Source organism: Enterobacter sp. ENT03, assembly GCF_019218745.1.
Taxonomy (GTDB): Bacteria; Pseudomonadota; Gammaproteobacteria; order Enterobacterales; family Enterobacteriaceae; genus Enterobacter_D.
This window is the reverse complement of the sequence record NZ_JAHUXA010000015.1, coordinates 78003-94030: the sequence shown is the minus strand read 5'-3', so window position 1 is coordinate 94030 and position 16028 is coordinate 78003. Positions and strand designations below refer to the sequence as shown.

Sequence of the window (16028 nt, the reverse complement as noted above, 5' to 3'; positions counted from 1 at the left end):
GATACTCAGGCACGAACCGGGAAAGGTAAGACGGATGAGTATAGTTAATGCGCTGAAAGTGCTGGGAAAAGAGTACAGTAATCTGGTCCTGAATAAATGACCAGATTACTGGGGATCCCTCAGCCCGGCGGGAGAGGGGGGATAAACAGGAGGATTAATGCGCTTTGGCGGTTTTCAGGTTCTTCTGCTTAATGAAGTAACCAATGCCGAGGATGACCATCCACACCGGGATCAGCCAGACGGAGATCGCCATGCCCGGGGTCATCGCCATGATGACCAGCACGGCAGCCATAAAGATCAGGCAGATCCAGTTACCCAGCGGATAGAACAGGGCAGGGAAGCGCGTTTTCACGCCCTGCAAATCTTTCGCCCGGCGGAATTTCATGTGCGCGAGGCTGATCATCGCCCAGTTAATCACCAGTGCCGAAACCACCAGCGCCATCAGTAAACCAAAGGCTTCGCCCGGTGCCAGGTAGTTAATCAGCACGCACAGCGCGGTAAAGAGCGCGGAGACGAGAATGGTGGCAATAGGTACGCCACGCTTGTCCACTTTCGCCAGCGCTTTCGGCGCGTTGCCCTGCTGCGCCAGGCCGAACAGCATACGGCTGTTGCAGTACACGCAGCTGTTGTATACCGACAGCGCGGCGGTCAGCACCACGATGTTCAGCGCATTCGCTACGAAGGTGTCGCCCAGCTCATGGAAGATCAGCACGAACGGGCTGGTGTCAGCGGTAACGCGCGTCCACGGCAGCAGCGACAGCAGCACCGCCAGCGAGCCCACATAGAAAATCAGGATGCGGTAGATCACCTGATTAGTGGCTTTCGGGATGCTGACCTGCGGATTATCGGCTTCGGCAGCGGTGATGCCCACCAGCTCCAGTCCACCGAACGAGAACATAATGATCGCCATCATCATTACCAGTCCGGTAAAGCCATTGGGCAGGAAGCCGCCCTGTTCCCACAGGTTACGCACGGTGGCCTGCGGACCGGCGCTGTCGCTGAACAGCAGCCAGCCGCCGAAGAGGATCATCGCCACCACCGCGATCACTTTGATAATGGCGAACCAGAACTCCATCTCACCAAACACTTTCACGTTGGTCAGGTTAATGGCGTTGATCACCACGAAGAACACGGCGGCAGACGCCCAGGTCGGGATCTCCGGCCACCAGAACTGAATGTATTTACCGACGGCGGTCAACTCCGCCATGGCAACCAGCACGTACAGCACCCAGTAGTTCCAGCCGGACGCGAAGCCCGCGAAACCGCCCCAGTATTTGTAGGCAAAATGGCTGAACGAACCGGCTACCGGCTCTTCTACAACCATCTCACCCAGCTGACGCATGATCAGAAAAGCGATAAAACCTGCAATCGCATAGCCGAGAATAATTCCCGGCCCGGCGGACTGGATGACTGACGCGCTGCCCAGAAACAGGCCAGTCCCGATAGCTCCACCCAGCGCAATAAGCTGAATGTGGCGGTTTTTGAGGCCGCGCTTCAGCATTTCACCCTGCTGTTGACCTTCCATCATGAAACCTCGTGTGTGGTTATTATTGGTACGCTGTCGTGTGCGTGTACGGATGAAATTCCATTTGTTGTATTTATATGTTTACGAAAGGTCTTTCTTAAATATCGCTGTCACTCTTTCGTCTGCATCAGAATAGTGATAAGCGCATTCGAATGCACCTGCTTTATTAAGGGCTGATAGCGAGTGGATAAAAAGAAACCAATTGTAAATGGCAGCGCCTCACATCCACCAACCCCTCAAATGCATAATTTCACTCCAAAAATGGGTATTTAGCCGTTTTTTGTCAGACTGAATCGGTTCAATTAAGTCACTTTGCGTTTCACATAAGTTAAATCTGCCTCTTTATGAGTAGCAGGTTGATTTGTGCGAAGTTACATTTCTGAAACGTTATTTCTGTAATGTTGTTAAAATGTGCGTGGTTCCCTGATTTCAATCAAAACCTGTATGGACAGAAGGTGAATACTTTGTTACTTTAGCGTCAAGAACATGAAATTGGTCAGACCAATTGACTCCGGTTAAATGGCACTCCGGGAAAACGGCTTAGGACAGGGAATAATGGCCTACAGTAAAATCCGCCAACCTAAATTATCCGATGTGATAGAGCAGCAACTGGAGTTTTTGATCCTTGAAGGGACATTGCGCCCCGGTGAAAAACTTCCTCCGGAACGCGAACTGGCTAAACAGTTCGATGTTTCTCGTCCTTCGCTGCGCGAGGCGATCCAACGTCTTGAAGCCAAGGGCCTGCTACTGCGTCGTCAGGGCGGTGGTACCTTTGTCCAGAGTAACCTGTGGCAGAGCTTCAGCGATCCGCTGGTAGAGCTTTTGTCCGATCACCCCGAATCCCAGTTTGACCTCCTCGAGACGCGCCATGCGCTGGAAGGCATTGCCGCCTATTACGCGGCGTTGCGTGGCACCGATGACGATCGCGAGCGTATCCGCGAGCTGCATCAGGCGATCGAGCGCGCGCAGGAGTCCGGGGATCTCGATGCCGAAGCCGATGCCGTCGTCATGTATCAGATTGCCGTCACCGAGGCGGCGCACAATGTGGTGTTGCTGCATTTGCTGCGTTGTATGGAACCGATGATGGCACAGAACGTTCGCCAGAATTTTGAATTGCTGTATTCCCGGCGGGACATGCTCCCACTGGTAAGCAACCATCGCTCCAGAATTTTTGAGGCGATTATCGCCAGGGAGCCGGAGCAGGCGCGTGAAGCGTCTCACCGGCATCTGGCGTTTATTGAGGAAATATTGCTGGACCGCAGCCGTGAGCAGAGCCGTCGTGAACGCTCAATGCGCCGCCTACAGCAAAGAAAGGATTAAGCGCCATACTCTAGAGCGCGGCAACTAAACGCAGAACCTGTCTTATTGATCTTTCTGGCGAAAGATCAATGGGACAGGTTCCAGATTAATCAACGAAAATTAGATAGATAAGGAAAACCCCATGTCAGAACGTTTACTCAATGACGTGGATCCGATCGAAACTCGCGACTGGCAACAGGCGATCGAATCGGTCATCCGTGAAGAAGGTGTTGAGCGCGCTCAGTATCTGATTGACCAGTTACTGTCCCAGGCCCGCAAAGGCGGCGTTAACGTGGCAGCTGGTTCAAACGCTCGCAACTATGTAAATACTATTGCCGTTGAAGATGAGCCGGAATACCCGGGTAATCTGGAGCTGGAACGTCGCATTCGTTCTGCTATCCGCTGGAACGCCATCATGACCGTGCTGCGTGCGTCTAAAAAAGACCTCGAGCTGGGCGGCCACATGGCATCTTTCCAGTCTTCTGCGACCGTATATGAAGTTTGCTTCAACCACTTCTTCCGCGCACGCAGCGAGAAAGACGGTGGCGATCTGGTGTACTTCCAGGGCCACATCTCTCCGGGCGTTTACGCTCGCGCATTCCTGGAAGGTCGTCTGACTGAAGAGCAGATGAACAACTTCCGCCAGGAAGTACACGGCAATGGCCTGTCTTCCTACCCGCACCCGAAACTGATGCCGGAATTCTGGCAGTTCCCGACCGTTTCTATGGGTCTGGGTCCGATTGGTGCGATCTACCAGGCTAAATTCCTGAAATATCTGGAACACCGTGGCCTGAAAGATACCTCCCAGCAAACCGTTTACGCCTTCCTGGGCGACGGTGAGATGGATGAGCCGGAATCCAAAGGCGCGATCACCATCGCGACCCGTGAAAAACTGGATAACCTGGTCTTCGTCATCAACTGTAACCTGCAACGTCTGGATGGCCCGGTCACCGGTAACGGCAAAATCATCAACGAACTGGAAGGCATTTTCGAAGGTGCTGGCTGGAACGTGATCAAGGTGATGTGGGGCGGTCGTTGGGATGAGCTGCTGCGTAAAGACACCAGCGGTAAACTGATGCAGCTGATGCAGGAAACTGTTGACGGCGATTATCAGACCTTCAAATCCAAAAACGGCGCCTACGTGCGTGAGCACTTCTTCGGTAAATACCCGGAAACTGCCGCACTGGTTGCCGACTGGTCTGACGACGAGATCTGGGCACTGAACCGTGGTGGTCATGATCCGAAGAAAGTCTACGCTGCCTTTAAGAAAGCGCAGGAAACCAAAGGCAAAGCGACAGTTATCCTGGCCCATACCATTAAAGGTTACGGCATGGGCGACACCGCTGAAGGTAAAAACATCGCCCACCAGGTGAAGAAAATGAACATGGACGGTGTACGTTACATCCGTGATCGTTTCAATGTGCCGGTGACCGATGAGCAGGTTGAGAAGCTGTCCTACATTACCTTCCCGGAAGGTTCTGAAGAGCACACTTACCTCCACGCCCAGCGTCAGAAGCTGAACGGCTACCTGCCGTCTCGTCAGCCGAAATTCTCTGAGAAGCTTGAGCTGCCGACGCTGGCTGACTTCAACCAGCTGCTGGAAGAGCAGAACAAAGAGATCTCCACCACTATCGCCTTTGTGCGTGCCCTGAACGTGATGCTGAAGAACAAGTCGATCAAAGATCGCCTGGTGCCAATCATCGCTGACGAAGCGCGTACTTTCGGTATGGAAGGTCTGTTCCGTCAGATTGGTATTTACAGCCCGAACGGCCAGCAGTACACCCCGCAGGACCGTGAGCAGGTTGCTTACTACAAAGAAGACGAGAAAGGTCAGATCCTGCAGGAAGGTATCAACGAGCTGGGCGCAGGTTCTTCCTGGCTGGCTGCTGCGACCTCTTACAGCACCAACGATCTGCCGATGATCCCGTTCTACATCTACTATTCCATGTTCGGTTTCCAGCGTATCGGCGACCTGTGCTGGGCAGCAGGCGATCAGCAAGCGCGTGGCTTCCTGATTGGTGGTACTTCTGGTCGTACAACGCTTAACGGCGAAGGTCTGCAGCACGAAGATGGTCACAGCCACATTCAGTCGCTGACCATCCCGAACTGTATCTCTTACGATCCGGCTTACGCCTACGAAGTTGCGGTCATCATGCATGACGGTCTGCATCGTATGTACGGTGAAGCGCAAGAGAACGTGTACTACTACATCACCACGCTGAACGAAAACTACCACATGCCAGCGATGCCGGAAGGCGCCGAGGAAGGGATCCGTAAAGGTATCTACAAACTCGAAACTATCGATGGCGCGAAAGGTAAAGTTCAGCTGCTGGGCTCCGGTTCTATCCTGCGTCACGTACGTGAAGCCGCACAGATCCTGGCGAAAGACTACGGTATCGGTTCTGACGTGTTCAGCGTGACCTCCTTCACCGAACTGGCGCGCGATGGCCAGGATTGTGAACGCTGGAACATGCTGCACCCGACCGACGAGCCGCGCGTACCGTACGTTGCACAGATTCTGAGCGACGCACCGGCAGTGGCATCAACTGACTATATGAAACTGTTCGCTGAGCAGATCCGTAACTTCATCCCGGCAAGCGATTACCGCGTACTGGGTACTGATGGCTTCGGTCGCTCTGACAGCCGTGAAAACCTGCGTCACCACTTCGAAGTTGATGCTTCTTATGTGGTTGTTGCAGCACTGGGCGAACTGGCTAAACGTGGCGACATCGACAAGAAAGTAGTTGCAGAAGCAATTACCAAATTCAACATCGATGCAGATAAAGTTAACCCGCGTCTGGCGTAAGAGGTAAAAGAAGAATGGCTATCGAAATCAATGTACCGGACATCGGGGCTGATGAAGTTGAAATCACCGAGATCCTGGTCAAAGTGGGCGACACCGTTTCCGCTGAACAGTCGCTGATCACCGTAGAAGGCGACAAAGCTTCTATGGAAGTCCCGTCACCTCAGGCTGGCGTTGTTAAAGAGATCAAAGTCTCTGTTGGCGACAAAACCGAGACTGGCAAACTGATCATGATTTTCGATTCCGCTGACGGTGCTGCTGATGCAGCACCTGCGAAAGCAGAAGAGAAGAAAGAAGCAGCACCGGCAGCAGCATCTGCGCCGGCAGCCGCCGCGGCTAAAGACGTAAACGTACCGGATATTGGCGGCGACGAAGTTGAAGTCACCGAGATCATGGTTAAAGTCGGCGACAAAGTGGCTGCTGAGCAGTCGCTGATCACCGTAGAAGGCGACAAAGCCTCTATGGAAGTCCCGGCACCGTTCGCGGGTACCGTGAAAGAAATCAAAATCAGCACCGGCGACAAAGTGTCCACCGGCTCCCTGATTATGGTCTTCGACGTTGAAGGCGGCGCACCAGCGGCCAGCGACGCGAAACCGCAGGTTAAAGAAGAAGCGGCTTCTGCTCCGGCAGCAGCGGCGGGCGCGAAAGACGTAAACGTTCCGGACATCGGCGGTGACGAAGTTGAAGTGACCGAAGTGATGGTGAAAGTAGGCGACAAAGTTGCCGCTGAGCAGTCACTGATCACCGTGGAAGGCGACAAAGCGTCCATGGAAGTCCCGGCACCGTTCGCGGGCACCGTGAAAGAGATCAAAATCAGCACCGGCGACAAAGTGTCTACCGGCTCCCTGATCATGGTCTTCGAAGTGGAAGGCGCAGCCCCTGCTGCGGCTCCGGCGGCGGCCAAACAGGAAGCAGCACCAGCACCGGCGGCGAAAGCTCCGGCAGCCACTGCACCGGCGAAAGCCGACGGCAAATCTGAGTTTGCTGAAAACGACGCTTACGTCCACGCAACACCGCTGATCCGCCGCCTGGCGCGCGAATTCGGCGTGAACCTCGCGAAAGTGAAGGGCACAGGTCGTAAAGGCCGTATCCTGCGCGAAGACGTTCAGGCTTACGTGAAAGACGCCGTGAAACGCGCTGAAGCGGCACCTGCTGCTGCCACCGGTGGCGGTCTGCCTGGCATGCTGCCATGGCCGAAAGTGGACTTCAGCAAGTTCGGTGAAGTGGAAGAAGTTGAACTGGGCCGTATCCAGAAAATCTCGGGTGCTAACCTGAGCCGTAACTGGGTGATGATCCCGCACGTTACGCACTTCGACAAAACCGACATCACTGACCTGGAAGCGTTCCGTAAGCAGCAGAACGCTGAAGCTGAGAAGCGCAAACTGGATGTGAAATTCACCCCGGTTGTCTTCATCATGAAAGCCGTTGCGGCGGCCCTTGAGCAGATGCCTCGCTTCAACAGCTCCCTGTCTGAAGATGCACAGCGTCTGACGCTGAAGAAATACATCAACATCGGTGTGGCTGTTGATACCCCGAATGGCCTGGTGGTTCCGGTGTTCAAAGACGTGAACAAGAAGAGCATCACCGAGCTGTCCCGCGAACTGACCGTGATCTCCAAAAAAGCACGTGACGGTAAGCTGACGGCGGGCGAAATGCAGGGCGGTTGCTTCACCATCTCCAGTATTGGTGGCCTGGGTACCACGCACTTCGCGCCAATCGTTAACGCGCCGGAAGTGGCTATCCTCGGTGTGTCCAAATCCGCGATGGAGCCGGTCTGGAATGGTAAAGAGTTCGTGCCGCGTCTGATGATGCCGATCTCTCTGTCCTTCGACCACCGCGTGATCGACGGTGCTGATGGTGCGCGTTTCATCACCATCATCAATAACATGCTGTCTGACATTCGCCGTCTGGTGATGTAAATAAGAAAGCCGGCCTGACGGTCGGCTTTTTTCTGGTAATCTCATTATGTTGTTGAGGTTATTAGGACAAAGGACAAATCGTTTGCCGTTTGTTGTTTCAAAATTGTTAACAATTTTGTACTATGCGGGCGGATAGAACGTCCCGGCGATGAAGGGCGATACGTCCCCTGGACTGCCGGAAATCAATAAGAGGTCATGATGAGTACTGAAATCAAAACTCAGGTCGTGGTACTTGGGGCAGGCCCGGCAGGTTACTCTGCTGCCTTCCGTTGCGCTGATTTAGGTCTGGAAACCGTCATTGTTGAACGTTACAACACCCTCGGCGGTGTTTGTCTGAACGTCGGCTGTATCCCTTCTAAAGCGCTGTTGCACGTTGCTAAAGTTATCGAAGAAGCCAAAGCGCTGGCCGAGCACGGTATCGTCTTCGGCGAACCGAAAACCGATATTGACAAGATTCGTACCTGGAAAGAAAAAGTTATCACCCAACTGACTGGCGGTCTGGCCGGTATGGCGAAAGGCCGTAAAGTGAAAGTGGTTAACGGTCTGGGTAAATTTACCGGGGCTAACACCCTGGAAGTTGACGGCGAAAACGGCAAAACCGTGATTAACTTCGACAACGCTATCATCGCGGCGGGTTCCCGTCCGATCGAACTGCCGTTCATTCCGCATGAAGATCCGCGCGTGTGGGATTCCACCGACGCCCTGGAGCTGAAAGAAGTACCTAAGCGCCTGCTGGTTATGGGTGGCGGTATCATCGGTCTGGAAATGGCGACCGTATACCATGCGCTGGGTTCAGAGATCGACGTGGTTGAAATGTTCGACCAGGTGATCCCGGCGGCTGACAAAGACATCGTTAAAGTCTTCACCAAACGCATCAGCAAGAAATTCAACCTGATGCTGGAAACCAAAGTTACCGCCGTTGAAGCAAAAGAAGACGGTATCTACGTTTCCATGGAAGGCAAAAAAGCCCCTGCTGAAGCGCAGCGTTACGACGCCGTGCTGGTGGCGATTGGCCGTGTGCCGAACGGTAAAAACCTCGATGCAGGCGCTGCTGGCGTTGAAGTGGACGACCGTGGCTTTATCCGTGTCGACAAACAGCTGCGTACCAATGTGCCGCACATCTTCGCTATCGGCGACATCGTCGGTCAGCCGATGCTGGCGCACAAAGGTGTTCACGAAGGTCACGTTGCCGCTGAAGTTATCGCCGGCATGAAGCACTACTTCGATCCGAAAGTCATTCCATCAATCGCGTACACCGAGCCGGAAGTTGCCTGGGTGGGTCTGACCGAGAAAGAAGCGAAAGAAAAAGGCATCAGCTTTGAGACGGCCACCTTCCCGTGGGCTGCTTCTGGCCGTGCTATCGCCTCCGACTGCGCAGACGGTATGACCAAACTGATTTTCGACAAAGAAACTCACCGTGTGATTGGTGGTGCCATTGTCGGTACTAACGGCGGCGAGCTGTTGGGTGAAATCGGTCTGGCTATCGAAATGGGCTGTGACGCGGAAGATCTGGCGCTGACTATCCATGCGCACCCGACTCTGCATGAGTCCGTGGGCCTGGCTGCTGAAGTGTTCGAAGGTAGCATTACCGACCTGCCGAACCCGAAAGCGAAAAAGAAATAAGCATCTGAGTCTGTAATGCCGGGTGGCGGCTATGCCTACCCGGCCTACAAACAAACGGGTGACAAAAATGCGGCTGAAAAGCCGCTTTTTTTATGCCTGCGTTTTACCCTCAGGGCTGCACCGGCTGCCACTTCTCGTCCGGCGTAAACTGCGTAATGCCTTCTATCTGCTGTGCTGTCTGCGCGCCGAAATCCTGCTGATACATCCGATCCTCGCCATCCATCACAAAGGTTGCGACGCCGGTTTTGCCGTATTCCAGCGGCCAGGCCAGCAGGGCCGCGGGAGTATCGCTACTTTGTGTTTTGCTGGTTAACAGCCGAAAACGATAGCCGTGATACCCTTCGCCAGGAACGGTGGGGCTGAACGCCGGACCGAGTGGACTCGGGGCTTCGCCCGGTGATACTGGCCAGTACAGGCCATCTTTTTTGCCCTCGCTGCTGATGATCTTCTGCGCGTAATGATGGTTGAGGGTGAAGTAATCATGCTGCGCATCCGCATAGGCCTGCAGCGCAATCATAGCTGACAGCTCGTTGCGTCCGATCGTGCGGGTCAGGATCTCATCCACGGCGCGCGTCGTATCAAATTGCCAGCCTGCGGTCGTTTTCACCATCGGTAGGGGAAGCTGCCACTGGCTGAGGCCGACGCTCAGGTGCGCCACGCCGTTTTGCTCGTCAATCTGATGGCTGACCTCCCAGTCGCGGAGAAACCGCGCCACCGCTTGCGGATCGGCGCCGTCCGGCGGCAGAAGCTGACGCCAGTCATCCCCCAGCAACTGGGCCATTACGCTCTCATTCTGATCCTTAATCGCGCTGACTAAGGTGCTGGCGGCCTGCTCTGGCGTGCTGAATACCTGCTGCGCCTGACCTGCTATCGGCAGTAGCAGTAATAGCCCTGCAATAATCTTCTGAAATTTCATGATCCCTGCCTGATTAGTGACGATGGAGTTCACGGCGATCGGCCGCGTGTTCACGTAGCGTATTGCGCTGTTGGCTGCTCAAACGCTGGCGGCTCTGCTCGCCACGCTGACGCTGTGCCTGCCATGACGGTGAACGGCTGTCATTGCCACTTAACGCCGTGGCGCGACGCTGTTGCCGCGCCTCCCTCTGCTGCTGTGACACTGGATTGTCATGCCGCGCTCTAATAGCCTCGCGCTGCTGTTGCTGTTGCTGTTGCGGCGTGGGATTGTCATGCCGCGCTTTAATGGCCTCGCGCCGCTGTTGCTGTTGCGGCGTGGGATTATCACGGCGGGCTTTTATCGCTTCACGGTTTTGTTGCGAGATCGAATGGCTGAACTGCGTTTTCGCTGCATCGCGCTGTGCCTGGCGTTCCGGGGTCGTCGAACGGGCAAACTGCGCGTGAGCCGCGTCCCGCCGGGCGGTGGCTGCTGGCGTATCGTAACCGCGATAATTATTGCGCCGGGCGATCTGGTTTAACTGTGCTGATGCTGACTGACGCTGCAGATCGCGAGAGGGCAGATTATTGCGAAAGGCCGGATTATGCTGCCATACCACATGGTCCTTATTGGTGGCCAGCCTGCCGCCGGAGATGCGATTGAAGTTATTAACGTCGATATTAATGTTATCGCCGTTATGGGCGTAGCCACGGTGGTAGTGATCGTCATCATCATCCCAGTCTATGTTGCTGAACAGCGCGTAGGTGGTGGCAATGCCGAGGCTAAACCCGAAACCCCGCACCAGGCTGTTGGTGAATTGCTGACCGGGAGGCGGCGGCAGATAAACCGGCGGATACGCGGGCGTCGGCCAGCTGCCGTACACCACGCTCGGGTTATAGCTGGGGACATACACCACCTGCGGATCGGCAGATTCAATTTTGATCACCGTGGGTTCTGGTGTGCTGACCACGGTGGTGTTGCCGGAAACGGCGGGGGCCGCACTGCTCTTCGCCGGCACGGTAGTGACTTTTTGCTGGGGCGTGGAGGTGAGTGCTCCCGTCTGCTGTGCCAGCGCGCGCAACTTTTGTACCGAGTCCATCACCTCTTTTGGCTGCGCCAGAAACGCATCGCCAAGGTTTTGCACCCACTGCGGGTTTTCACCCATCAGCGCCATCAGCGACGGAAAGGCCACCAGCGATCTGACGCTCGGATCCCACGGCTGATTAATCACCGCCTGGATCGCCGCATCGCCCTCAAGCGTAGGGTTATCCTGCGACCACTGTACCGCCTGCACCACGTTCGCCGGATAGGTGGCGGCCATCAGTACCTGAGATAGCAGCGCATCCGGGTAAAGCGCGACCGGAGCCACCCACTGATCGATTTGCGCCGTGGTAAAGGTCGGTGTGGTAACAGGTGGGGTTGATGGCGGCGTAGTTTGTGGCGCGGGCTGCGGCGCAGGTTGCGCCACCGCAGGCGCCGGGGGCACGTCGGGCGTTCTGCTTTTGACATACAGCACGCCCGAGGCGGCCAGTAACCCGGCGCTACATAGCAGCATCAGGATCTGAGGTTTAAAGGGCAACGTCATGGAGGTTCTCCCGGTATCCACAGGGACACACGCGATTAAGACACAAGCCAGATGGCGGAAAATGTCGGCGAGTATAAAGCGCTGATTGTTTATTTTTTGATTAAAACAGGCATCGCGCTGCGTCCCGTCCATAACCGGACAAGAAGAGTGTTAGTAAACATTGCAAAAGTATGGATAAGCGTATTCGTGCCGTCAGCAGCGGGACCTAAAAAGAGATTTTTAACTGCCGGATAAGCCCTGGCAAAGACAGGTGTATCGCCCGTAACGATTCAGCTAATTTTTAATGTTGCTTTTTTGTAAACAGATTAACACCCCCTTTAAATCCTGCTATGCTGCCCGTCGCGGTACCGGGCTTTTACCCTACAAACTGCTGTCTCACAGGAGCGTGAAGAAACTGCCGGCCGCACTATGACAATGAGAGCGAGGAGAACCGTCGTGCTAGAAGAATACCGTAAGCACGTAGCCGAACGTGCCGCTGAAGGGATTGCACCAAAACCCTTAGATGCCACGCAAATGGCTGCGCTGGTCGAGCTGCTGAAGACCCCGCCAGCGGGTGAAGAAGAATTCCTGTTAGATCTGTTAGCCAACCGTGTCCCGCCGGGCGTTGATGAAGCCGCCTACGTTAAAGCCGGATTCCTTGCCGCCGTCGCTAAAGGCGAAACCACTTCTCCGCTGGTCACCCCGGAAAAAGCCATTGAACTGCTGGGCACTATGCAGGGTGGTTACAACATCCATCCGCTGATTGACGCCCTCGACGACGCCAAACTGGCGCCAATTGCGGCCAAAGCGCTGTCCCACACGCTGCTGATGTTCGACAACTTCTATGATGTGGAAGAGAAAGCGAAAGCAGGCAACGCTTATGCGCAGCAGGTAATGCACTCCTGGGCCGAGGCTGAATGGTTCCTGAGCCGTCCGCCGCTGGCAGAAAAAATCACCGTCACCGTATTCAAAGTGACCGGCGAAACCAACACCGACGATCTCTCCCCGGCGCCGGATGCCTGGTCACGTCCGGACATCCCGCTGCACGCGCTGGCGATGCTGAAAAACGCCCGTGAAGGCATTGTGCCGGATCAGCCGGGTGCCGTTGGCCCGATCAAACAGATCGACGAACTGAACAAAAAAGGCTTCCCGCTGGCCTACGTGGGTGATGTGGTCGGTACCGGTTCATCCCGTAAATCCGCCACCAACTCCGTACTGTGGTTTATGGGCGACGACATTCCGCACGTGCCGAATAAACGCGGCGGTGGTCTGGTGCTGGGTGGCAAAATCGCGCCGATCTTCTTCAACACCATGGAAGATGCGGGTGCGCTGCCTATCGAAGTGGACGTCAACGCGCTGAACATGGGCGACGTGATCGACGTTTATCCATTCAAAGGCGAAGTGCGTAACCACGAAACCGGCGAACTGCTGGCGACCTTTGAGCTGAAAACTGACGTGCTGATCGACGAAGTGCGTGCCGGTGGCCGAATTCCGCTGATTATCGGTCGTGGCCTGACCACCAAAGCGCGTGAAGCGCTGGGTCTGCCGCACAGTGAGGTGTTCCGTATTGCTAAGCCGGTTGCGGCGAGCGATAAGGGCTTCTCGCTGGCGCAGAAAATGGTCGGTCGCGCTTGCGGCGTGAAGGGCGTGCGTCCTGGCGAATACTGCGAACCGAAAATGACCTCGGTTGGCTCGCAGGACACCACCGGGCCGATGACCCGTGATGAACTGAAAGACCTGGCGTGTCTGGGCTTCTCTGCCGATCTGGTAATGCAGTCCTTCTGCCACACCGCGGCCTATCCGAAGCCGGTAGATGTCACCACTCACCACACGCTGCCAGACTTTATTATGAACCGTGGCGGCGTCTCGCTGCGTCCGGGCGACGGCATCATCCACTCATGGCTGAACCGTATGCTGCTGCCGGATACCGTGGGTACTGGCGGTGATTCCCATACCCGTTTCCCGATTGGTATCTCCTTCCCGGCGGGCTCCGGTCTGGTGGCCTTTGCCGCCGCGACTGGCGTGATGCCGCTGGATATGCCGGAATCGGTGCTGGTGCGCTTTAAAGGCAAAATGCAGCCGGGCATCACCCTGCGCGATCTGGTGCACGCTATTCCGCTTTACGCCATCCGCCAGGGTCTGCTGACCGTTGAGAAGAAAGGGAAGAAAAACATCTTCTCTGGTCGCATTCTGGAAATCGAAGGTCTGCCGGAGCTGAAAGTGGAGCAGGCGTTTGAACTGGCCGATGCGTCAGCGGAACGTTCTGCGGCGGGCTGTACTATCAAGCTCGATAAAGCGCCAATTACCGAATACCTGACCTCTAACATCGTCCTGCTGAAGTGGATGATTGCGGAAGGCTACGGCGACCGCCGTACGCTGGAGCGTCGTATTCAGGGCATGGAAAAATGGCTGGCAGATCCGCAACTGTTGGAAGCCGATGCTGACGCAGAATACGCGGCGGTGATCGACATCGATCTGGCGGATATTAAAGAGCCAATTCTGTGTGCGCCGAACGATCCGGATGATGCACGTCTGTTGTCTGAGGTTGCCGGCGAGAAAATTGACGAAGTATTTATCGGCTCGTGCATGACCAACATCGGTCACTTCCGCGCTGCCGGTAAGCTGCTGGACAGCCATAAAGGCCAGCTGCCGACCCGTCTGTGGGTCGCGCCGCCAACCCGTATGGATGCCGCACAGCTCACCGAAGAGGGCTACTACAGCGTGTTTGGTAAGAGCGGTGCGCGCGTGGAAATCCCGGGCTGTTCACTGTGCATGGGTAACCAGGCGCGTGTGGCAGATGGCTCGACGGTAGTCTCGACGTCAACGCGTAACTTCCCGAACCGTCTGGGTAATGGCGCTAACGTGTTCCTGGCGTCCGCCGAGCTGGCGGCGGTTTCTTCACTGCTCGGCAAACTGCCGACGGCGGAGGAGTACCAGACCTATATGGCTCAGGTCGATAAGACGGCGGTGGATACCTATCGCTATCTGAACTTCGACAAGCTGGGTCAGTACACGGAAAAAGCTGACGCGGTGATTTTCCAGACCGCAGTGTAAGTCACTTCTCTGTAGTGGTGAGAAGACAAGGGTGAGGGCGGTTTACCGCGCTCACCCTTTTTATTTCCACATCCTCTGCCCGCCCCGCTGTTTTTCTTCCTTGCTGCTGCGATAATTACCCTATTGCTGGATCTGAGGAGTACATCATGGATTACGAATTTTTGCGTGACATTACCGGCGTGGTAAAGGTACGCATGTCGATGGGCCACGAAGTGGTGGGTCACTGGTTTAATGAAGAAGTGAAAGAGAACCTTGCACTGCTGGATGAAGTTGAAGAGGCGGCACGCACGGTAAAAGGCAGCGAACGCCAGTGGCAGCGCGTCGGGCACGAATACACCCTGTGGATGGATGGCGAAGAGATCATCGTGCGCGCCAATCAGCTGGCGTTTTCCGGCGACGAAATGGAAGAGGGGATGAATTACTACGACGAGGAGAGCCTGTCGCTATGCGGCGTTGAGGATTTCCTGCAGGTGGTGAAAGCGTACCGCGAATTCTTGCAGCAAAAATAATCATCACGGCGCGTCCCTGCGCCGTAAATACGTGTTACACAGCGGGAATATTGCGGCCGTAATAGATCTCGCGCATCTCTTTCCACAGCGCTTCGGTGATCACCTTACGCTCGTTGGCGGTCAGATCTTCCGGGCGGGTGTGGAACATGTAGTGTTTCAGGTCGAACTCTTTCAGCAACATTTTGGTGTGAAAGATATTTTCCTGATAAACGTTCACATCCACCATGTCATACAGCGCTTTCATGTCATCGGACAGGAAGTTCTGAATCGAATTGATTTCGTGGTCGATAAAGTGTTTCTTGCCCGATACGTCGCGGGTAAAGCCGCGCACGCGATAATCTACGGTCACAATATCTGACTCAAGCTGGTGGATTAAATAATTCAGTGCTTTCAGCGGTGAAATCACCCCGCAGGTGGAGACTTCAATATCCGCGCGGAAGGTGCACAGTCCCCCCTCCGGGTGGCTCTCCGGATAGGTGTGTACGCAGATATGGCTCTTGTCGAGGTGAGCCACCACGGTTTCCGGCAGCGGGCCGGGATGTTCAGTGGTGTCGATCAGGTGCGGTTCAACGGGCTCTTCGCTGACGAGGATCGTCACGCTGGCGCCCTGTGGCTCGTAATCCTGTCGGGCGATATTCAGGATATTCGCGCCAATAATAGAGCAGGTTTCCGTCAGGATCTCCGTCAGTCGATTGGCGTTATAGAGTTCATCGATATAGGCGATATAACCATCGCGCTCTTCAGCTGTGTTGGCATAACAGATATCGTAAATACAAAAACTCAGGCTTTTGGTCAGGTTGTTAAAGCCATGTAGTTTAAGCTTTTTCAATTTTTATCACC

Annotated in this window: 10 protein-coding genes; 6 read left to right on the top strand and 4 right to left on the bottom strand. The window is 55.1% G+C overall.

Going from position 1 to position 16028, the window contains the following annotated elements; all coding sequences use genetic code 11:
• Positions 1-154: 154 nt before the first annotated feature.
• Complete coding sequence (aroP, locus tag KW828_RS17185; RefSeq protein WP_088220828.1) at positions 155-1528, bottom strand: aromatic amino acid transporter AroP; 1374 nt, start codon at positions 1526-1528, stop codon at positions 155-157.
• Positions 1529-2080: 552 nt separating this feature from the next.
• Here aroP and pdhR point away from each other — a divergent pair.
• The 4 genes from pdhR (at position 2081) to lpdA (ending at position 9169) form a co-directional block, all read left to right on the top strand.
• Positions 2081-2845 carry a pyruvate dehydrogenase complex transcriptional repressor PdhR gene (pdhR, locus tag KW828_RS17180; RefSeq protein WP_218337529.1) on the top strand — a complete coding sequence of 255 codons (765 nt, stop codon included), beginning with the start codon at positions 2081-2083 and terminating at the stop codon, positions 2843-2845.
• Between the two features lie 121 nt (positions 2846-2966).
• Positions 2967-5630 carry a pyruvate dehydrogenase (acetyl-transferring), homodimeric type gene (gene aceE / locus KW828_RS17175; RefSeq protein WP_218337528.1) on the top strand — a complete coding sequence of 888 codons (2664 nt, stop codon included), beginning with the start codon at positions 2967-2969 and terminating at the stop codon, positions 5628-5630.
• 14 nt (positions 5631-5644) lie between these two features.
• Entirely contained in the window at positions 5645-7546 is a 1902-nt protein-coding gene (gene aceF / locus KW828_RS17170; RefSeq protein WP_218337527.1) for a pyruvate dehydrogenase complex dihydrolipoyllysine-residue acetyltransferase, read from the top strand.
• Positions 7547-7744: 198 nt separating this feature from the next.
• Positions 7745-9169, top strand: a complete 1425-nt coding sequence (lpdA, locus tag KW828_RS17165; protein WP_218337532.1) for a dihydrolipoyl dehydrogenase — start codon at positions 7745-7747, stop codon at positions 9167-9169.
• A gap of 109 nt (positions 9170-9278) precedes the next feature.
• On the opposite strand, the gene KW828_RS17160 is transcribed toward lpdA, so the two are convergent.
• On the bottom strand, positions 9279-10085 hold the full coding sequence (locus KW828_RS17160) for a DUF2950 family protein (protein WP_218337526.1): 807 nt from the start codon (positions 10083-10085) through the stop codon (positions 9279-9281).
• 13 nt (positions 10086-10098) lie between these two features.
• The gene (locus tag KW828_RS17155; protein ID WP_218337525.1) at positions 10099-11646 is read right to left on the bottom strand and encodes a DUF3300 domain-containing protein; all 1548 of its coding nucleotides are present in this window, start codon (positions 11644-11646) and stop codon (positions 10099-10101) included.
• 435 nt (positions 11647-12081) lie between these two features.
• Here KW828_RS17155 and acnB point away from each other — a divergent pair, with 435 nt between their 5' ends.
• Together acnB and yacL are read left to right on the top strand one after the other, a co-directional pair.
• The gene (gene acnB / locus KW828_RS17150) at positions 12082-14679 is read left to right on the top strand and encodes a bifunctional aconitate hydratase 2/2-methylisocitrate dehydratase (RefSeq protein ID WP_218337524.1); all 2598 of its coding nucleotides are present in this window, start codon (positions 12082-12084) and stop codon (positions 14677-14679) included.
• A gap of 146 nt (positions 14680-14825) precedes the next feature.
• Positions 14826-15188 (top strand): protein YacL, encoded by a 363-nt coding sequence (gene yacL, locus KW828_RS17145; protein ID WP_218337523.1) that lies wholly within the window; start codon positions 14826-14828, stop codon positions 15186-15188.
• Between the two features lie 34 nt (positions 15189-15222).
• Here the strand turns inward: yacL and speD are convergent, their stop codons facing one another.
• Positions 15223-16017 carry an adenosylmethionine decarboxylase gene (gene speD, locus KW828_RS17140; RefSeq protein ID WP_218337522.1) on the bottom strand — a complete coding sequence of 265 codons (795 nt, stop codon included), beginning with the start codon at positions 16015-16017 and terminating at the stop codon, positions 15223-15225.
• Positions 16018-16028 lie beyond the last annotated feature (11 nt).